Genomic DNA, 20,571 nt, shown 5'->3' with positions numbered 1-20,571 from the left:
ATTCAAGGAGTGTGCATTGCGAACTTTCTACTCAAAATCTTCTCGATGAATGCGTTTCTTTTCTCTCTTTAACCTGTTTATAAAGAGATATTAAGCTATTAAGGAAACGATTTCAAGGCTTGGTCTGTAATATTCAAAGATTGGTTTGCAGGATCCAAGGCTTGGTTTCCAATATTCAAAGCTTGATGTTCATGCTTCACTATTTGATTTGAGATTTTTATAACGTTCAGAACAAGATATAAACGAGATAAGAGAAGCTTCTTAAAGCGTTAGGAAGAGGGTTTGAATTTTAATAGTTTCGGGTTTTGCAGTAACCCTTAAAAATATTATTTTTGCAACTTATAAAACATATAGGGTAGAAAGCCCTCGAACAACTCAGTAGAAAATATAGAACTGCAAGATATATGAATAAAAAATACACTGAATATAGTGGTATGGATTTAGCCTCCACCAACCGCACGATGCTTGAAAAATGGAAGGCTGAAAATCTCTTTGCTAAAAGTCTTAACATTCGTAACGGAGCTCCGGACTTTGTCTTTTTTGAAGGACCTCCCTCTGCTAATGGTATGCCGGGTATCCACCATATCATAGCAAGAACGCTTAAAGATGTATTTTGCAGGTATAAAACCATGAAGGGATTCCGTGTCGATCGTAAGGCCGGATGGGATACACATGGTCTTCCGGTAGAGCTTGGCGTGGAAAAGAATCTCGGTATCACGAAAGCGGACATCGGTACAAAAATCTCCATAGAGGAGTACAACCACGCTTGTAGAAAAGAGGTGATGAAGTACACTAAGGAGTGGGAAGATCTTACAGACCAAATGGGATATTGGGTAGATATGCAACATCCCTACATCACCTACGATAACAAGTACATAGAGACCCTTTGGTACATGCTCAAGAAGCTCTACGAGAAAGGGCTTCTTTATAAGGGTTACACCATTCAGCCCTACTCTCCTGCTGCCGGCACAGGGCTGAGTTCTCATGAACTTAACCAACCGGGGTGTTACAGAGATGTTAAAGACACCACTTGTACGGCTCAGTTTGAGATATGCGACCCTAAACAGGAAATGCGGGGATGGGGAGATGCCTACTTCTTGGCTTGGACGACAACACCGTGGACCCTCCCTTCCAATACGGCTCTTTGCGTAGGCGGAAAGATAGATTACTCCGTTATCAGAACATACAATCCCTATACATTCAAACCCATCACCGTGGTTTTGGCTTCGGATCTGGTGGGTTCATACTTCCATAAAGACGGGGCTGCTTTGGAGCTCGACTCCTACAAGGAGGGCGATAAAGTGATCCCCTACCAAGTGGTAGCACAGCTAAAGGGAGCAGATCTTGTAGGCATGAGATACAAGCAGCTTATCCCTTGGATCAAACCGATGGGAGACGCTTTTCGTGTAATATCGGGCGACTTTGTTACAACAGAGGATGGAACGGGTATCGTACACATAGCTCCCACATTCGGTGCAGATGATGCCAGAGTGGCGCAAGCCAATGACATCGTAGGTCTTCTGCTTATAGACCATGAAGGCAAGCAAAGACCTATGGTAGATCTGTCCGGAAAATATTACAGGTATGAAGATCTGTCCGAAGAGTTTATCAGCTCCTATGTGGACAAATCTCTGTATGACGAGTATGCAGGACACTTTGTAAAAACAGAATACGACGACTCCGAACAGAAAAAGGATGAGGAGTCTCTCGACCTTAAGCTCTGCATGATGCTTAAGCAACAAGGGCTCGCCTTCAAGATCGAGCGATATGTACACAACTATCCTCACTGTTGGCGAACAGACAAACCAATCCTCTACTATCCGCTTGACAGCTGGTTCATCCGATCTACAGCCGTACGAGAGCGTATGATAGAGCTGAATGAAACAATCCTTTGGAAGCCTGCAAGCACGGGCACAGGGCGTTTCGGAAAGTGGTTGGAAAACCTTCAGGACTGGAATCTTTCCAGAAGCCGCTATTGGGGAACACCTCTTCCAATCTGGAGAACAGAGGATGGCAAGCATGAGATATGTATCGGTTCCGTACAGGAGCTTTACGAAGAGATAGAGAAAGCTGTCAAAGCTGGAGTTACAAGCAAAAATCCTCTCGAAGGATTCGTTCCCGGCGACTTCTCCAAGGCGAACTACGACAAGATAGATCTTCACAGACCTTTTGTCGATGAGATTGTTCTTGTTGCGCCTAATGGCGAACCGATGCACAGAGAATCGGATCTGATAGATGTTTGGTTCGACTCCGGTGCCATGCCTTTTGCACAATGGCACTATCCGTTTGAGAATAGGGAGTTCATAGATAATCATCAAGCCTATCCGGCAGACTTTATCGCCGAGGGTGTGGATCAGACCAGAGGTTGGTTCTATACGCTTCATGCGCTGTCTACCATGATGATGGACTCTGTCGCTTTCAAGGCAGTGATCTCGAACGGATTGGTATTGGACAAGAATGGCAACAAGATGTCTAAACGTCTTGGTAATGGTGTGGATCCGTTCGATACGATCAACAAATATGGTTCAGACCCGTTGCGCTGGTACATGATGACCAATGCGTCTCCGTGGGATAACCTCAAGTTTGATATAGAAGGGCTGGAAGAGGTTCAAAGAAAGTTCTTTGGAACACTTTACAACACCTATTCGTTCTTTGCCCTTTATGCAAACCTTGACGGCTTCTACAACGAGCAAAACGAGATTCCGTACAAGGATAGACCGGAAATAGACAGATGGATACTCTCTAAAGTTAATACGCTTATAGAGGAGGTGGATAGTGCCCTTCAACAATATGAACCGACACGGGCAGGACGTGCAATAGCCGAATTTGTAACGAATCAGCTTTCAAACTGGTATGTGCGTCTCTGTCGTAAAAGATTCTGGGGCGGTGGTCTCACCGAAGATAAGCTGAGCGCTTACCAATCTCTCTATATATGTCTGGAAACGGTAGCCAAGCTGATGGCTCCAATAGCTCCGTTCTATGCAGATCTGTTATATAGAGACCTTCAAATGAGCACGGCATCAGAAGAAGATCCGGTCTCGGTTCACTTGGCCGACTTCCCTGTCTCCGATAACCGTGAGATAGATACTGCTCTTGAAGCACGCATGGAACTTGCACAGAATATCTCTTCCATGGTGTTGGCACTAAGAAGAAAAGCAAATCTTAAAGTGCGTCAGCCTCTGACTCGCATTATCGTTCCGACGATAGACAAAGAGTTCAAGAAGAATCTTAAGATGATAGAGCACATCGTGATCAATGAGGTCAATGTTAAGGCTATTGAGACTGTGGATCCTTCCGACAGCGTAATAGTAAAACGTGTGAAGCCGAACTTCAAGGCATTAGGTCCCAAGTGTGGTGCTCACATGAAGCAGGTGGCTGCATACCTTACCGCTCTCGAACAAGAGGATATAAACAGCCTTGAACAGGCAGGATCCATATCGTTTGAAGTGGCAGGTTCTAACATAACGGTAGATAGAGCCGATGTGGAGATCTTTGCAGAAGATATTCCGGGCTGGTTGGTTGCCAATGAGGGAACTTTGACATTGGCTTTGGATATCAATGTAACAGAAGAACTGCGCCGAGAAGGAGAGGCAAGAGAGTTTATCAATCGTGTGCAAAACCTCAGAAAGTCAAAGAACTTTGATGTTGTGGACAAGATAAAGATCACCATCAAATGCGATGAGGATCTCCAACAAAGCATACAGACACACATGGAATATATCTGTACACAGGTTCAGGCATTGGATATAGCATTCTCTTCAAACTTGGATGAGAACAGTGCAGATACGATAGATATAAACGAGATAATAGTACCTCTTGTTCTGGAAAAGGTACAATCTTGATGAGAATATAAATAACCTCTTATACATTAAATGCTATGAGTGAAAAAATTGAAAAGACCAGGTATTCGGATGAAGAGCTTTTGGAGTTTAAGGAGATCATAACTCAAAAACTGGAAAAAGCCATAGAGGACTATGAGCTGCATCGTTCTTCTCTTGACAATTCGGACAGCAATGACACCGCGGACACCTCTTTCACATTTAAGAATATGGGAGAAGGCGCCAATATCCTCTCTAAGCAGGAGTCTGCAATGTTCGCTGAAAGACAACTCAAGTTTATTCAGAATCTTCAGGCAGCTCTGGTAAGGATAGAGAATAAAACTTATGGCATTTGTAGGGAAACAGGAAAGCTTATTCCGAAAGAACGGCTAAGAGCTGTTCCGCATGCAACACTAAGTATTGAAGCCAAGAATAGCGGAGTGAAGTAAACCGGGAGATAAAGAATAATGATAGGAAGCGAAAAAAAGAAGAGGAGCATCATAGTGGGATCACTAATACTCCTTCTTCTTGTGGTGGATCAGATTGTAAAAATTCTGGTCAAGACTAATATGGCTCTTGGAGACTCTATTGAGATAACCAAGTGGTTTTATATACACTTTACAGAGAATCCGGGAATGGCTTTTGGCTGGGATTTCTTTAATAAGTATATACTGACCATCTTTAGGATTGTAGCCTCGATGGGACTCCTTTATCTCATTGTAAGACTTATAAAATCTTACGATAAAGAGAAGCCTCGTTACTCTCTAGGGTTTATACTTACAATCTCTGCCATATTTGCCGGAGCTTTTGGGAACATAATAGATTCCGTGTTCTATGGTCAGCTTTTTTCTCATAGTCACGGACAAGTAGCCCAATTTTTACCGGCGGAAGGAGGATATGCCCCTTGGCTAAATGGGAAAGTGGTGGATATGTTCTACTTCCCGATCATCCAGACAGTATGGCCAAGCTGGGTTCCATTCTTTGGAGGAGAAGAGCTTATATTTTTCCGTCCTATCTTTAATGTAGCAGACGCTTGTATCTCCGTTGGGGGAATACTTCTCATCACACTGTATTATAAGTCTTTCGGAAGATTGATAGAATCGTCTAAGAAACATGAAGACTCTACTGAGGAGAAGGTATAATACCATTATTCTCTCTGTATTCTTATGCAGTATTCTCATATTTGGTTGCCGGACAAGACCCAAATATGTTCTCAACAGCGATGAATTTTATGCAGTTTCAAAGGATATATTCATCGCCGAACAGATTTTACGATCCGAATCCGTAGAAGATTCCGTTAAGGTTCTTTACTATCAAAGTATTTTTGACAAGCACAACCTTACACAGGCTCAATATGATTCGTCTCTTGTCTGGTACGCCAAGAATGTGAATCTTCTTAATCCGATATATGACAAGATTGCCAATGAGCTTGCAGCAGAAGAGGCTCTATTAAAAGTGATCAAACAGGATTCTCTTCATGTTTTGGACAGATTGGCTCCTAAAATAGATGATCTGTGGACTCATGCCAGACAGTTTGAGGTTCCGACTTCTCACTCTATATTCAGACGCCTGTTCTTCTTCAACAGTTTTCCTAAGGGAACAGATAATGAAGGGTTACGCTTTTCCTTTAATGTTATCACTCCCTCAAATGAAGAGCGTTCAGATAGTCTGAGAGTGGTTTGGTTGATCTTTTCCGAAAAGCGGAAAAGTGTTCGGATAGATACATTGTACAATCATCCTTCAGGGCAATATAGAATAGACATTCCTTATGACTCTACACTGTTCAATAATGCAACAAGACTTATAGGTCTGTTTCATTGGGATGGAGTAAAGAGTCTTCAAAGAAAAGCTCTGAGATCTTTTATAGACTCCATTCGTTTTTACCACTTCAAGGAAGAGAACCTGACGGATACGTTAAATATTTCCGAAGATAAAAACGGAAGTCTCGATACAATACCAACAGCAGATACAAGCACAGACAGCATCCCTAAAGAATCCGAAATAAAAGACTCGATACCCGGCTCCAAAGAACTCTAATCATGAAAGAAAAGATAGAACAACTCCGAGAAGAACTTAATAACCATAACTACAACTACTATGTTCTTGGAGTTCCTACTATTTCGGATATCGAATTTGATGCTCTGATGAAAGAGTTGGAAACTTTGGAGAAACAGTATCCGGAGTTTTTTGATCCTCTTTCCCCTACTCAGCGTGTGGGAAGCGATTTAACCGAAAAAGGTGTAAAGGTTAAGCACGCAAGGCCTATGCTTTCTCTTTCCAACTCCTATTCGTTTGAAGACGTAGTTGCTTTTTCTAACCGAGTCAAGGAGACAATAAAAGAAGATACCATAGAATATAATGTCGAGTTGAAACTAGACGGTATATCCATATCTGTGATCTATGAAAACGGTCGATTGTTACAAGCTTTGACCAGAGGAGATGGTGAGCAGGGAGAAGATGTTACTTCGTCTGTTAAAGCCATTTCTTCCATTCCTCTAAAGCTAAGAAGCGGAGATAAAATACCTGAAAGGATTGAAGTAAGAGGGGAGATAATCCTTCCATGGAAAAGATTTAAGGAGATCAATGAAGAGAGAGCAAGAGTAGGAGAAGAACTGTTTGCCAATCCGCGAAATGCAGTATCCGGAACGATTAAGCAATATAGCCCGGCACTTGTTGCACATAGAAAGCCTGAAGCGTATATGTACTACATCTATGCCGATGATGTTTCTTTTCTTCCCCAAAGCATATCAGAAAGAGTAAAGCTGCTCCATAGTCTCGGCTTTAAGACAGAATCTCATGGAAAAGTATGTCGTAGTACCGATGAGATTCTGGAGTTCATCAAACATTGGGAAAGCAAACGAGATGATCTGCCATTTGCAACAGATGGCATCGTGATCAAAGTAGATGAAATCAGACAACAAGAAGAGCTTGGACTTACAGCCAAATCTCCTAAATGGGCCATCGCCTATAAATATCCGGCAGAGAGAAAAGAGTCTAAGCTTATCGGGGTTGAGTTTCAAGTGGGAAGGACAGGTACCGTAACGCCTGTCGGGATAATGGATCCATTACATCTTTCCGGTACAATTGTCCGACGTGCTTCCCTGCACAACGCAGACTATATCAAAAGTATGGATCTCCGCCTTGGGGATATTGTTGCAGTAGAGAAAGGAGGCGAGATCATTCCCAAAATTGTAGGAGTAAGAACCGATCTTCGGAATGATGGAGCGACATCCCCTATTGTTTTTCCATCCAACTGTCCGGAGTGTGGCACTCCTTTGGTACGAAAAGAAGATGTTGCGGCAACTTACTGTTCCAATTCTACGGAATGTCCTCCGCAAATCATAAACACAATAGAACACTTTTGCTCAAGAAAAGCTCTCAATATAAACATTGGCCCGGAGACTATTAAGGAGTTGTACAGTAAAGGTATGGTTAAAGATGCATCAGACTTATACACTCTCACTCCCATGCACCTTATCCAACTCAAAGGATTCAAAGAACGTAGTGCTCTCAAGCTATACGATAGCATAAAAGACTCTGTAAGTACTCCTTACCACAGGGTGCTGTATGCTTTAGGGATTCCTCAAGTTGGGGAAACGACAGCAAAACTTCTCGCACAAAGGTTCAAGTCCCTTGACAATATTTCTATTCAGACCATTGAATCTCTCTGCGAGGTAGAAGGTATTGGGGAGATTGTTGCCGGTTCCATTAGAAACTATTTCCAAGAGGAGAGACACACAAGTTTCATAAACAGATTAAAAGCAGCAGGACTCAAGTTTGAGGCAGAAACGACTTCGGAGCAAAGTATTACTTCCAAAAAGTTAGATGGAATGACTTTTGTTGTCAGCGGAATATTCTCTTCGCACTCAAGAGATGAGATAAAAGAGCTTATCACTCAAAATGGAGGAAAAGTAGCCTCTTCCATTTCCTCTAAAACGAGCAAAGTAATAGCCGGAGAGAATATGGGGCCACAAAAGTTAGAAAAAGCGACCCAACTCAATATCCCTATCATCTCCGAAGACGATTTTCTGAGCCTCATCCATTAAAACTTCACCAACATTATGAACCATAACATATATCCATTTACACACCTTCATGTTCACTCTTTCTACTCAACCCTGGACGGACTTTCCTCTATCCCTCAGCTTGTAGAAGCCGCAAGAGAAGATGGACAAAGAGGTCTTGCCCTCACGGATCATGGAAATATGTTTGGAATAAAGGAGTTTTATAACCATGTTCAGAAGATCAACTCTCCCATCAATAAAAATATCAAGAATCTTAAAGAGCAGCTTAATGATGCTATTTCAAATGGAGGAGATGTAGCAAATATAGAATCCCAAATAGCAGAAGAAAAGAAAAAGCTGTTTGTTCCGATATTTGGCTGCGAGTGTTACTGTGCCAGAAGAGGCAGACTATCCAAGCAAAACAATGAGTTTGACCGAAGCGGCTACCACCTCATAGTCCTTGCAAAAAACAAAGTAGGATATAACAACCTTATCAAAATGGTTTCGATATCCTACTCTGAGGGAAAGTACCACCGCCCCAGAATAGACAAAGAACTCCTGGAAAAGTACCATGAAGGTCTTATCATCAGCAGTGCTTGCCTTGGAGGAGAGATTCCGAGACTTATCGCTCAAGATAAACTGCAAGAAGCAGAAGAGAGCATCCGCTGGTTCAAAAATATCTTTGGGGATGACTACTATCTCGAACTTCAACGACACAAAACAGACGACCCGACGGCAGATAGAACAACCTTTCTCAGACAAGAGAGTGTAAATAAACATATTCTGGATTTAGCGAGAAAGGTCGGAGTTAAAGTCATTGCTACCAATGATGTTCACTTTGCCAGAGAAGAGAATGCAGAAGCTCATGACAGACTTATCTGCGTAAGCATGGGTAAGCTCCTTGACGATCCCAATCGCTTGAGATACACAAAGCAAGAGTGGCTGAAGACTCAAGCACAGATGAGTGAGATATTTCAGGATATTCCTTTTGTGCTTACCAATACGCAGGAGATATTGGATAAAGTAGAGATCTACTCCATAGACAATCCTCCTCTGATGCCCCACTTCCCTATTCCGGAGAACTTTAGAGATGCGGACGACTACCTGCGTCATCTCACTTACGTCGGTGCTCAAAAGCGATACGGAGAAAATCTTTCGGAAGAACTTAAAGAGCGTCTGGAGTTCGAGTTGAACACGATCAAGAACATGGGATACCCCGGATACTTTCTCATCGTCCAGGACTTCATTGCTGCAGGACGCGCAATGGGTGTAGCTGTCGGTCCGGGTAGAGGATCTGCTGCGGGATCTGCTGTTGCATATTGTCTTGGCATAACGAACATAGACCCTATCAAGTATGACCTTCTTTTTGAAAGATTTCTAAACCCCGACAGAATCTCACTTCCCGATATTGATATAGACTTCGATGATGATGGTAGATTTGAAGTGATCAAGTGGGTTACCGAAAAATATGGTGTGGAAAACGTTGCCCATATCATAACATTCCAGACAATGGCATCGAAGAGTGCCATAAAAGATGTTGCCAGAGTAACCAATGTCTCTATTGCCGAGAGTAATCATTTGGCAAAACTGATTCCGGCAAGACTTCCGGACGTAAAAAAGATAGACATTACGGCAAGTCTCAAACATGTTCCGGAACTTGCAGAAATTTACGGCAAAGGAGATAAAAAGATACGAGAGACTTTAGACTATGCCATCCAATTGGAAGGGACTGTCCGCTCTACCGGTATTCATGCCTGTGGTATTATTATTGGTCAGTCCCCCATCTCAGATGTTGTACCCATTGCCACATCCTACGACAAGGAAATAGATGAAGAAATTCTCGTTACTCAATATGAGGGAAACATCATAGAGGAGACCGGACTGATAAAGATGGACTTTCTCGGTCTCAAAACACTCTCCATCATCAAAGAAGGATTAAAGAACATAAAGAGCAGACATGGTATAGAGATAGACATTGATGCCATTCCTCTCGATGATGCAAAGACTTTTGAGCTCTTCTGTAAAGGCAATACTTCTGCCGTCTTTCAGTTTGAATCCGCAGGGATGCAAAAGTATATGAAAGAGTTGCGACCATCTCGCTTTGAGGACCTTATCGCGATGAATGCTCTCTATCGTCCCGGACCGATGGACTACATTCCCTCTTTCATCAAACGCAAGCATGGCGAAGAGGAGATATCCTATGACCTTCCCTGCATGGAGCGTTACTTGGCAAATACTTATGGTATTACGGTCTATCAGGAGCAGGTGATGCTTCTGTCCCGTGAGATTGCCGACTTTACTCGCGGACAGTCCGATGAGCTTCGTAAAGCTATGGGTAAAAAGATCATCGAAAAGATGATGACACTCAAAGACAAGTTTATGGCAGGAGGTTCGGCTAAAGGGTATCCCAACCAAACATTGGAGAAGATCTGGGCAGACTGGGAGAAGTTCGCATCGTATGCGTTCAATAAAAGCCACTCCACTTGCTATGCCTACTTGGCTTACCAGACGGCATACCTGAAAGCTCACTACCCACCGGAGTTTATGGCAGGTGTGCTCAGCAGGAACGTAAACAACGCCACCGAGGTTACCAAATACATAGACGAATGCCAGAAGCTGGGTATTCAGGTACTTTGTCCCGATGTCAATGAGTCCGACCATAAGTTTACCGTAAACAAAGATGGCAACATCCGCTACGGATTGGAGGCAATAAAAGGGATGCCCAAGTCTGCCGTACATGCGATAGTTTCGGAAAGAGAAGCCAACGGACCTTTTACGGACATTTACAACTTCTTTGAGAGAGTGAACCTTTCCGCTTGTACAAGAAAAGCCTTGGAGTCCATTGTTTACTCCGGAGGCTTCGACTCTTTCTCCAATTACAGCCGAGAGGATTTTGTTGTCCCGGAAGTTCCGGGAGATGAAGATACTTTCCTCCTTAAGCTATTCAGATACGGACAGAAAGTACAACAAGATAAACACAGCATGCAACTCTCTCTCTTCGGGGATAGCGACTTTCAAGAGATGGCAAAGCCGTGTCTGAACAGCCATCCACCCAAGTGGAGCGATATAGAGAGACTCAAGAAAGAGAGAGAGCTTTTGGGAATATCCATCTCTGCATCCCCTCTCGACAAGTATGCCATCACGATCAAACACTTCTGCAACTCATCCATTTTGGATCTGAACCACGTTGATGAGTTCGTTGGGAAAGAGATGACGATGGCAGGAGTCGTAACAGGTTTCCGACAAGCCTATACCAAGAAAGGGCAGCTGTGCGGTTTCATCAAAGTGCAAGACTTTGAAGGAGAAGGCGAGATAGCACTCTTTGGAGACTCTTTTCCGAAATTTTCATCTTACGGAGTAGAAGGAATGTACATTTATGCCCAGATTCGGGTAGATGTGCCTCATTATAGAAGTGAAAACAAAAAGCCTTTCGTCAATATCGTCAATATCACTTCTTTGGACAACATCCACGACAATCTGAAGTACGATCTCGAAGTAGAGATTCCGATAACCAATCTGACGGAAGAGATTGTAGCCGAAATAGGAGATCTTCTTACGGTATGCGAAGAGGGAGATACCAATATCTATTTTCATTTCGTAGACTCCATAGCCGAAGTGAGGCTGAAAATGCAGGTGGAAAGACCGCTTAATATTTCGGCAGATCTATTGGACTACCTGACAGAGGCAGAGCTTAAATTCACTTTGGCACAAAAATAGATGGGACATTAAGAAGATAGATGATAGAGTATTTATTCCGAAACGAAACCGGTAAAATGCCTATCTTTATGTTGAAAATGATTTTTTTGATACTAAGAACCCTTTAAAACTTAACAGCAATGGCTTTTAACTTTACAGACGACAACTTCAAGCAAAAAGTGGCAGAAAGCATGCCTATCGTAATAGATTTCTGGGCAGAATGGTGCGGACCGTGCAGAATGGTAACCCCTATCATCGAAGAGCTTGCTGCCGAATACGAAGGCAAAGTCCTCATTGGCAAGATGAACGTAGATGAAAACAGCTCTACACCGGCAGAGTTCAGCGTTCGCAATATTCCTACTATCCTGTTTATCAAGAACGGAGAAGTGGTAGAGCGCCACGTGGGAGCGGCAAGTAAGGCAGTTCTTCAGCAAAAAGTGGAAGCTTTGCTGTAATCTTACTCGATCTCCGATCAATAAGCCTTTACACAGAAAGGAATTTTTCCAAGCTGTGTAAAGGCTTTTTTGTTGCTCTAAACCGACTAAAAAAACGGAATATAAATATTTATATGTTTGGTTTAACAGGTTCAGAGTTGCAAACCAAGCCTTGATTGGTAAACATCAAGGTTTGATTTCTGAAAATCAAAGTCCGACTTATGGCATTCAAAACTCGGTTTGATATAATAAACAGGTTCGGACAAAGCTTTATACACGTTCATTCTTTTTTGTGGCAGTATTCAAAAAAACAACGCAAAGCTCCATTCCACCATCTTTCAACTTCATCTTTTCTACTCATCCGCATCTCCGGGCAGATCCCCAACGTTAAACGGGTATGGTGTTCGGCATAAAACGATCCGGGGACTCTCCTAAGCTCCTTTTTTTCAAGGATGGCAGTGCCGTTCAAAGATGGCATGCATCGCTCGGTGGGTCTCTTTTTATTTGAATTTGACGTTGAAAACTATTATCTTTGTAAAATCTATAAACCAATGATAGTAAAGGAATATGGGAAAGAGAAAGATCCTCTTTGTTTCACAAGAGATTACTCCATATATTGAAAACTCCGAAATAGCAACACTTTCATTAAAGCTTTCTCAAGGCATCCAAGAGAAAAAGCATGAGATACGGACATTTATGCCCAACTATGGCAGCATAAACGAACGTCGCAATCAGCTCCATGAAGTGATAAGGCTTTCCGGGATGCTTCTGAACATCAATGATCACGATAATCCTTTGATAGTGAAGGTCGCAACACTTTCATCAGCAAAAATACAAATCTACTTTGTCGAGAGTAAAGACCTCTTCGATACAAAAACAGGAGTGTTGAATGAGGAAGGACTTCCGCATGACAACAACACGGAGAGAGCTATATTTTTTGCGAGAGGGGTCTTTGAGACCGTAAAGAAACTCAGATGGGTACCCGATATTGTACATTGCCAAGGCTGGTTTGCCGGCATGGCTGTCTTGTATCTCAAGAAGATGTATCACGACGATCCGCTTTTCAAAGATACAAAGGTGGTACTCTCTCTGTTTGAAGATACCCCCGAAATGCCTTATGGAAAGGATACGGAAGAGATCTTGAAGTACGACAATATCAAGTCCAAGCATATCACAAAGGAGGGATTGAACTTCTCTTCATTCGTGAAGCTCATGACCGAAAATCTTGATGGTATGATTTTAGGACCGATGGAAGCTCAAAAGGGTACAGAAATAGAAGAGGTTCTAAAACAAGAGAGTGTACCATATACTCGATTTGAAGGAGAAAACGATCTGGTGGACAAGGTTGTTGCATTCTACGACACTATCTAAAGATCGGCTCTGTCTAATATCAGTAAACATGAAAAATGGTAGTAATATGAAGAAACTTATAGCGTTTCTCCTTTGTAGCGTGGGTCTTTTGGTCTCCGTTGCTTCTTGTGATGAACCAAAGAATGCTCTCGGAATAGAGCTTCAACCCGACGACTCTAAGATAAAGACCTACTCGGCACAGTTTTCATTGGATGCAGTAACTGTTCCTTTTGATGTCAAAACAAATGGCGCAAAAGATGAAGACGGATTCAATAAGATATTGGTATCAAGTCCTTTCAGCTTTATAGGACATCTGCCCGATGAGTATTTCAAGAGTGTAAGCAGCGATTATCTCTGCCAGTTGTACGCTCCAAAGGGTTTGAAGTTCTCTGACATTCCCGAAAAAGGACGCATAGACTCCACAAGAGTTTCGCTCTACTATACCTCCTATGATGGAGACTCTTTGGCTCCTCTTACTATTGCCGCATATAAGTTGGGGAAGACAATTCCTTTTGAACACTACTCCGTTGGAAACATAGACCAGTACGGGCCTTTTGAAAAATTGGGAGAGTCTTCTTTTCTTCCATCTGTGGGCAACTCCCGAATCGTTATCGGCTCCGGACAAGATAAGGTAACAATCATGTCTGTATCTATTCCGGTGGATAACAAATTGGGACAAGACATATACGATAGGAGCGTAAAGAATGACCCGATATTCTCTTCGCAAGAGGCGTTTAATAAATACTTTCCGGGAATGCATCTGACCGTTCAAGCCGGATCCGGTAGTATGTTGCGCGTCTATCGTACTGCTCTTACGATGTATTATACCAAAGATACCATTGTTCAGTCTTCAAAGAAGACGGACTCACTTGTACACTTGGTAAAGGATCAAGAACTGATACTTACTCCGGAGGTTTCGCAGATCGCAAGATTTCATCATGCGGATCTTTCATCCCTACTTGGCAAGACTACGCTGAGCGGTAATCCGGATGAGTACTACACGAATCTCAAATCTCCGGCAGGAGTGGTTACGGAAATTACCTTCCCTACGAAAGCAATCCAAGCTCTTCTCAAGGAGGGCAATGCCGGCTATGAGAGAGCATTGGAGTCTGTTCCGTTTACTCTTACCGCAGACCCGAACGACAATGGAGTCTATCATCTTTCTGCTCCGACCTATCTTTTGATGTTGCCTAAAGACTCTGTCGCTTCATTCTTCAGCAGAAGAGAGACAGAATTGACAGAAGCTTATACTACGTTTTTAAGTCAGATTTACAGTTCGGCATCTACAAGCTACAGCTTTTCAAACATATCAAAGCTTATCAACAAGCACATCAAGGACAACCCCAATGAAGATCTAAAGGTATGGGTACTCCCGGTAGAGAGAGCGTTATCTGACCCTAACAGCAGCAATCCTGTTACTTTAAGCATAAGCAATCTCTTGAAACCAACCGGTCTCCGGCTCAAACACAGTAAGAACGGAAAGAACTTACGCATCATTTACTCGGAGCGGAAGACGACAAACAAGTGATATAGCAGCAAAACAAAAAAGAAACAATAAAAACAAAAGAGAGGATACTACGGGCTGATGCTCCGGGTAATCCTCTCTTATTCTAAAGAGTCATATAGAAATGAATAATTCATCAGTATCAAACTTAAAGTTCAGACTTATCTTAATGAACTTTTTGCAGTATGCAATCTGGGGGGCATGGTTGATCTCCTTAGGCGCATACTTGGGAGGATCACTACACTTTACCGGACTGCAAATAGGAAGTTTTTATGCCACAATGGGGATTGCTTCGCTGTTTATGCCCGCCATTATGGGTATCATAGCAGATAGATGGATTCCGGCAGAAAAGCTCATGGGAATCTCACATCTGTTAGGAGGAGGTTTTATGTTCTTAGCAGCCGGAATGACATCCTATGAAACACTCTACCCGATAATCCTATTGAGCGTAATGTTCTATATGCCAACCATAGCTCTATCGAACTCTGTTGCATACTCGGCATTGAACAATGCCAATCTCGATACCGTCAAAGAGTTCCCGCCAATACGGATTTGGGGAACCATCGGCTTTATCATTGCAATGGTGGCTGTGGATCTGTTAGGCTTCAAGACCAATGCCAATCAGCTTATATTCTCCGGAGCACTCTCCATAATATTGGCTCTCTATTCCCTAACTCTTCCAAAGTGCTCGATATCCAAAAGCAAAGACAAAAAATCGTGGGTGGACTTGTTGGGCTTACGTGCATTCGCCCTGTTCAAAGAGAAACAGATGGCAATATTTTTCATCTTCTCTATGTTTTTGGGCGTTTCCCTGCAAATCACAAATGGCTTTGCAAATGACTATCTGACCAACTTCTTCGGATCAATGCCACAGTTCGGCGATACCTTTGGAGTGAAATATTCGGGAGTACTCATCGCTATCTCACAAACATCCGAAACACTCTGCATCCTTCTCATACCATTCTTCCTCAAGAGATATGGCATTAAGATCGTGATGCTCATGAGCATGGTGGCTTGGTCTCTTCGCTTTGCCTTGTTAGGCTTGGGCGATCCCGGCAACGGAGTGTGGCTCCTTGTCCTATCTATGATTGTCTATGGTATTGCTTTCGACTTCTTCAACATCTCCGGCTCGTTATACGTGGACAAAAAGACCGATACTTCCATACGTTCCAGTGCACAGGGAGTATTCATCATTATGACAAACGGGCTGGGTGCAACAATAGGATCCTATGCCGCAGGATACGTGGTGGATCAGTTTGGTTATCCCAACTCCTGGTACATATTTGCAGCTTATTCTGCCGTTGTTGCCATCCTGTTTGCTTTTCTATTCAAATATAAACACGAACAGTAACCTCTCTTTCCTACTACTGAGCGATACTTGCTCAGATCACATTCCTAAAAAAGCTCTCCGATAAGCGTTACGATGCTTATCGGAGACCTTTTGTTATGTAGTATGAAACAAAAAAGAAGAGGAGTTCAGAGACGATGCGCCGTGAGTTCGGCTTGTACAAGCGCAAGGTCTCGCTCCATATTCAGCTTCTCTTCATAGGTCTGGAAGAAGTATTCGACCTCCAAGAGGTAGGTGAGCAGGGAGATCTCTCCGTTGTCGTACGCCTTGAAGAGGAGTGTGTCGTTGCGGTTGTCGGCAAGGACGGCATTGTAGCGGTCTATGTTTTGTCTCAGTACTTTGGCTCTGTCGTAGAGGTTGCGATAGTGGCGTCGGTGCTGTGTGCGGCTCTCTTCGGTCTCGGCGCGTGCCGCAAGAAGCTCCGCCTTGGCTTGACGAATGCGATTTTTATTCTCCCAGAGAGGAATGGAGACGCCCACGGTGATGCCCTGGAACCGCTCGCCGGTGAGAAACTCTCCCAAGTATCCGACGGAGAGCTTCGGAAGAGTCTCGGAACGAGTGAGCCTGAGCAGCTGCTCACCGACATGCTCTTGCTCTTTTTGTGTGAGCAGGAGCGGACTGTTGGCTTGTGCGTCCGTGTACCAGATGTCAAAGTCCGGCATCTCTTCAGGGGCAGGATAAGAGTCGATGACAAACTCCGGTGCTTCTCCCCCATTGAGCACGGCAAGCTCGGAGAGGAGTCGCTCTCGCTCCAGATCGAGGAGCTTGAGCTTGTTTTCAGCATTGGTGAGGTTGAGAATGGCTTTATTGTATTCAAGGACATTGACGCTGCCGGCTTTACTCATTCTGTCGTACGCGGTGGCTATCCGACGTGCATTGTTCAAGATCCTATCGTATAGCGCGAGAAGAGCATTGTAGCGAACGAGTTCTATGCAAAGTGATTTGGCTGCGAACATCAGCTCCATCCTCTCCGTGAGGTATTGGTAGTGAGCCGTGCGATTCTGTCTGTCGGAGAGATTTTTCCTATACAGATAAACGGTTGGAAAGTCCAGTGTCTGCTTTACGATGATCTCTTGACGCACTCCCAGTTCTGCAGGCCTGCCTCTGAAATAGCCCCATTCCACTTCCGGATTGGCAGGAGTAAGCCCGGTCTTATTGGAGATTTTTTTGGCTTCATATTGCCGTTGGAGCGTTTTGAGCTTCTTGCTGTTCTGCTCTATCTGCCTAAGCACAGGAGTGTATATGTCTTGCGCAAGGAGAGGTGCAGCAGTAAGAGATAGGAGTAATATCAGGGTCTGTATTTTTGTCTTCATTGTGCGTTCTGTTTTTGTTTTCTTTGTGCGAACCATTCGTACACTATCGGCATGAGATAGATGTTGAGAAGAGTAGAGGTGAGAAGCCCGCCCAACACAACAACAGCCATAGGGCTCTGAATTTCATTACCTGGTTTGTCTCCACTGAGAATAAGCGGAATGAGCGCAAGTGCAGAGGTAAGGGCGGTCATGAGGATAGGATTGAGGCGGTCAATAGAACCGTTCAATACTGTTTCATGCAGCGGTGTCTGCTTCTCTTGCAGCTGTTTGTACTTGGAGATGAGGAGTATTCCGTTGCGAGTGGCTATCCCAAACAGGGTGATGAAGCCGATGATAGAAGGAATACTTACAATAGAGGTGGTAAAGAATATGGCAAGAACGCCTCCGATAAGTGCCAATGGCAGGTTCAACAGTACGATGGCGGAGAGCGAAACACTCTGAAACTCTCCGAAAAGCAGCAAGAAGATGACAAGGAGAGAGACTATCGTGGCGATCAGAAGAGTCCGTGTGGCACTCTGCGCACTCTCGAACTGTCCTCCGTATTCTATGCGATAACCTTCCGGAAGTGTCGTGCTTTTTTCTATCTCGGTGCGTATCTCTTCTACCGCTCCTTTGAGATCTCGTCCGGAGACATTAGCGGAAACAACGAGCTTGCGCTGTACGTTTTCTCTTGAAATGCTGCTCGGTCCTCCCGCGGATACAATCTCTGCAACTTCACTCAAAGGAACTTTTCCTCCGAATCCGGTGTCTATAAGAGCATCTTTTATAGCGTCTATGGAGGAGGTGTAGCGTTTATCCAGCCTTAATACCACTCCGAAGCTTCTCTGTCCTTGATAGATTTCGGAAAGCTGCTCACCGGAGAATGCCAGCTCGATGAAGCGGTTGAACTCTTCAATGCTTATACCATATCTGGATAATGCTCCCCGATTGGCTCGGATCTGTAACTGCGGTGTCTCGGTCTGCTGCTCCACAGAAACGTCCACCACTCCGTCTATTTTCTCTATAACACTTTCGATCCGGTTACCCAACATTATGAGTCTGCTCAGCTCAGTACCGAAGATTTTGATCGCAATATTGGCTCTGGTTCCGGAAAGCATGTGATCTATCCGGTGTCCCAACGGCTGTCCTATCGTGGTTGCAATGCCGGGAATGCCTGCCAAGCGTTCTCTCATTTCATTGAAGAGCTCTTCTCTGCTTCGCTTGTCAAGCTTGAAATTGACGTCGATCTCTGCTCCGTTGGTGGACTGTGAGTGTTCGTCCAACTCTCCTCTTCCTGTCCGTCTGGCTGTGCTGATTACCTCCGGAATCTCCAATAATGATCGTTCTATCATGGAACCAATCTCGTTGTTCACATCCAGCGATACTCCCGGCTTGACAACGGCGGATATAACCGCAGATCCTTCATTGAACTCCGGAAGAAAACTCTGTCCCATTCGAGAGAATATCACTATGGCTCCGACAAAAAGAACCACAGTGAAAGCCACGACTTTCTTTTTGTTATCCAATACCCATGAGAGAGTTTTGAAGTATCCGGCAGAGAGTTTGCGAGTGATCCAGCTGTCTTTTTCGTTCTTTTTAAGGTACTTTTCTCCTGACAGGATCATCTTGCAAAGCAAAGGTGTTACGGTCATAGCAGTAACCAAAGACATGAAAAGAGAGATAATATACGCTATTCCAAGCGGTTTGAGCATGCGACCCTCCATCCCGGAAAGGAAGAAGAGAGGCACGAAAGCAACCATGACTATGAACGTTGCATTAAGAATAGAGGCACGTATCTCCTTGGATGCCTCAAAGACAACCGTGAAGACCGACTCTCGTTCGGCCTTTGGCTTCTTATGGTTCTGCCTTAGTCGCTTGTAAACATTCTCCACATCTATTATGGCATCATCGACCAAAGAACCAATGGCTATACACATCCCTCCCAGTGTCATCGTGTTAATATCCAATCCAAGAAGATAAAGTATGACAAGAGTGCCAAGAAGAGAGAGAGGAATGGCAATAACGGAGATAACCGTAGTCCTAAAGCTGTTGAGGAAGATAAACAGTACAACAATCACAAATATCGCTCCTTCCAACAACGCTCGACCTACATTGCTCACCGAACGCTCTATAAAATCTGCCTGACGGAATATATGGCTATCCAGCTTTACATCTGCCGGAAGAGACTTTTGAATCTCTTTCAGATTGGCTTCAATCTTTCTTGTTACATTCAGCGTATTGATGTTCGGCTGCTTGGAAACAGATAGAATGACAGCCGGAATAGCATTTCGGGAAGCATATCCCATCTTGATGGCACTGCCTATCACCACATCTGCGACATCGGAAAGCAGTACCGGTTTTCCGTCATTCATCTTCACAAGAGTGGATCCAAGCTCTTCCAAATCGGTTGTTCTGGCAATACCTCTGATGGCATACTCGTTACCATAGTCCCTCACAACTCCTCCGGTAGAGTTCGTACTCATGCTTCTTCCTACGGCTTCCAGCTCTGACATCGTTACACCATAGGCGTGCATCTTCTGAGGATCAGCAAAGATCTGATACTGCTTTAGATCTCCTCCTATTATGGTAACTTGTGAGACACCTCCGGTGGCAAGTATCGCCGGCTTTACGACCCAGTCTGCCAATGTCCGCAAATCCATCATGGAAGTGGAGTCTGCCTGCATACCTATAAAGAGGATCTCCCCCATAATACTGGATTGAGGTGCAATAATCGGAGTAATATCTTCGGGCAGAGACTCGCCCAAAGCAACCATCTTTTCGCTCACGATCTGTCTGGCTTTGAATATATCCATTCCCCAGTCGAACTCCGTCCAGACAAAAGAGTAACCATAAGAGGAGGCAGAACGGACTCTTCGCACATTTGTTGCTCCATTTACAGCTGTCTCTATCGGAAAAGTAACAAGGCGCTCTACTTCTTCCGTAGCCATTCCTTGGGCATCGGTCATGACAACAACGGTAGGAGCCGTAAGATCCGGAAAGACATCCACATCCATCTTTCCCGATGAGTAGATACCTCCTATTATGAGAAGCACCGAAGCGAGTAAGATAACCAACCGGTTCTTCAAAGAGAATCGGATTATATTATCTATAATATTCATCACTAT

The 20,571-nt window shown here is 43.9% G+C and carries 12 protein-coding genes; 10 read left to right on the top strand and 2 right to left on the bottom strand.

What is annotated here, in order from left to right; all coding sequences use genetic code 11:
* The first annotated feature begins 404 nt into the window (after nucleotides 1–404).
* The 10 genes from ileS (at nucleotide 405) to HQ39_RS01090 (ending at nucleotide 16,157) form a co-directional block, all read left to right on the top strand.
* The gene (ileS, locus tag HQ39_RS01140) at nucleotides 405–3,842 is read left to right on the top strand and encodes an isoleucine--tRNA ligase (RefSeq protein ID WP_036862847.1); all 3,438 of its coding nucleotides are present in this window, start codon (nucleotides 405–407) and stop codon (nucleotides 3,840–3,842) included.
* A gap of 35 nt (nucleotides 3,843–3,877) precedes the next feature.
* Nucleotides 3,878–4,267, top strand: a complete 390-nt coding sequence (locus HQ39_RS01135; protein ID WP_036792346.1) for a TraR/DksA family transcriptional regulator — start codon at nucleotides 3,878–3,880, stop codon at nucleotides 4,265–4,267.
* A gap of 18 nt (nucleotides 4,268–4,285) precedes the next feature.
* Complete coding sequence (locus tag HQ39_RS01130; RefSeq protein ID WP_036862845.1) at nucleotides 4,286–4,960, top strand: lipoprotein signal peptidase; 675 nt, start codon at nucleotides 4,286–4,288, stop codon at nucleotides 4,958–4,960.
* Complete coding sequence (locus HQ39_RS01125) at nucleotides 4,932–5,855, top strand: DUF4296 domain-containing protein (protein ID WP_036862842.1); 924 nt, start codon at nucleotides 4,932–4,934, stop codon at nucleotides 5,853–5,855. Before HQ39_RS01130 ends, HQ39_RS01125 begins: the two co-directional genes overlap by 29 nt.
* Before the next feature lie 2 nt (nucleotides 5,856–5,857).
* A complete protein-coding gene (ligA, locus tag HQ39_RS09495) occupies nucleotides 5,858–7,864 on the top strand; it encodes an NAD-dependent DNA ligase LigA (RefSeq protein WP_036862839.1) in 2,007 nt (668 codons plus the stop codon).
* Between the two features lie 27 nt (nucleotides 7,865–7,891).
* A complete protein-coding gene (gene dnaE / locus HQ39_RS09490; protein ID WP_036863045.1) occupies nucleotides 7,892–11,539 on the top strand; it encodes a DNA polymerase III subunit alpha in 3,648 nt (1,215 codons plus the stop codon).
* A 119-nt stretch (nucleotides 11,540–11,658) separates the two neighbouring features.
* Nucleotides 11,659–11,973 (top strand): thioredoxin, encoded by a 315-nt coding sequence (gene trxA / locus HQ39_RS01110; protein ID WP_036792335.1) that lies wholly within the window; start codon nucleotides 11,659–11,661, stop codon nucleotides 11,971–11,973.
* A 546-nt stretch (nucleotides 11,974–12,519) separates the two neighbouring features.
* Nucleotides 12,520–13,323 carry a glycogen/starch synthase gene (locus tag HQ39_RS01100; RefSeq protein WP_036862834.1) on the top strand — a complete coding sequence of 268 codons (804 nt, stop codon included), beginning with the start codon at nucleotides 12,520–12,522 and terminating at the stop codon, nucleotides 13,321–13,323.
* 46 nt (nucleotides 13,324–13,369) lie between these two features.
* Complete coding sequence (locus tag HQ39_RS01095; protein WP_160216095.1) at nucleotides 13,370–14,830, top strand: DUF4270 domain-containing protein; 1,461 nt, start codon at nucleotides 13,370–13,372, stop codon at nucleotides 14,828–14,830.
* Between the two features lie 100 nt (nucleotides 14,831–14,930).
* Nucleotides 14,931–16,157 carry a nucleoside permease gene (locus HQ39_RS01090; protein WP_036862830.1) on the top strand — a complete coding sequence of 409 codons (1,227 nt, stop codon included), beginning with the start codon at nucleotides 14,931–14,933 and terminating at the stop codon, nucleotides 16,155–16,157.
* 125 nt (nucleotides 16,158–16,282) lie between these two features.
* Here HQ39_RS01090 and HQ39_RS01085 read toward each other — a convergent pair whose 3' ends face one another.
* Together HQ39_RS01085 and HQ39_RS01080 are read right to left on the bottom strand one after the other, a co-directional pair.
* Nucleotides 16,283–17,467: a TolC family protein gene (locus tag HQ39_RS01085; RefSeq protein WP_052079305.1), complete on the bottom strand. Its 1,185-nt coding sequence runs from the start codon at nucleotides 17,465–17,467 to the stop codon at nucleotides 16,283–16,285.
* Nucleotides 17,464–20,565 carry an efflux RND transporter permease subunit gene (locus HQ39_RS01080; RefSeq protein WP_316931416.1) on the bottom strand — a complete coding sequence of 1,034 codons (3,102 nt, stop codon included), beginning with the start codon at nucleotides 20,563–20,565 and terminating at the stop codon, nucleotides 17,464–17,466. Before HQ39_RS01080 ends, HQ39_RS01085 begins: the two co-directional genes overlap by 4 nt.
* Nucleotides 20,566–20,571 lie beyond the last annotated feature (6 nt).

Origin of the sequence: Porphyromonas sp. COT-108 OH2963, from assembly GCF_000768895.1 — a bacterium.
Taxonomy (GTDB): domain Bacteria; phylum Bacteroidota; class Bacteroidia; order Bacteroidales; family Porphyromonadaceae; genus Porphyromonas_A; species Porphyromonas_A canoris.
Note: the sequence above shows the minus strand (reverse complement) of the source record. Positions and strands in the feature narration are given on the sequence as shown.

What these genes read in the sequence shown, in the direction of transcription:
- ileS (WP_036862847.1), top strand. Translation starts at nt 405, where the DNA reads ATGAATAAAAAATACACTGAATATAGTGGTATGGATTTAGCCTCCACC.
- HQ39_RS01135 (WP_036792346.1), top strand. Translation starts at nt 3,878, where the DNA reads ATGAGTGAAAAAATTGAAAAGACCAGGTATTCGGATGAAGAGCTTTTG.
- HQ39_RS01130 (WP_036862845.1), top strand. Translation starts at nt 4,286, where the DNA reads ATGATAGGAAGCGAAAAAAAGAAGAGGAGCATCATAGTGGGATCACTA.
- HQ39_RS01125 (WP_036862842.1), top strand. Translation starts at nt 4,932, where the DNA reads ATGAAGACTCTACTGAGGAGAAGGTATAATACCATTATTCTCTCTGTA.
- ligA (WP_036862839.1), top strand. Translation starts at nt 5,858, where the DNA reads ATGAAAGAAAAGATAGAACAACTCCGAGAAGAACTTAATAACCATAAC.
- trxA (WP_036792335.1), top strand. Translation starts at nt 11,659, where the DNA reads ATGGCTTTTAACTTTACAGACGACAACTTCAAGCAAAAAGTGGCAGAA.
- HQ39_RS01100 (WP_036862834.1), top strand. Translation starts at nt 12,520, where the DNA reads ATGGGAAAGAGAAAGATCCTCTTTGTTTCACAAGAGATTACTCCATAT.
- HQ39_RS01095 (WP_160216095.1), top strand. Translation starts at nt 13,370, where the DNA reads ATGAAGAAACTTATAGCGTTTCTCCTTTGTAGCGTGGGTCTTTTGGTC.
- HQ39_RS01090 (WP_036862830.1), top strand. Translation starts at nt 14,931, where the DNA reads ATGAATAATTCATCAGTATCAAACTTAAAGTTCAGACTTATCTTAATG.
- HQ39_RS01085 (WP_052079305.1), bottom strand. Translation starts at nt 17,467, where the DNA reads ATGAAGACAAAAATACAGACCCTGATATTACTCCTATCTCTTACTGCT.
- HQ39_RS01080 (WP_316931416.1), bottom strand. Translation starts at nt 20,565, where the DNA reads ATGAATATTATAGATAATATAATCCGATTCTCTTTGAAGAACCGGTTG.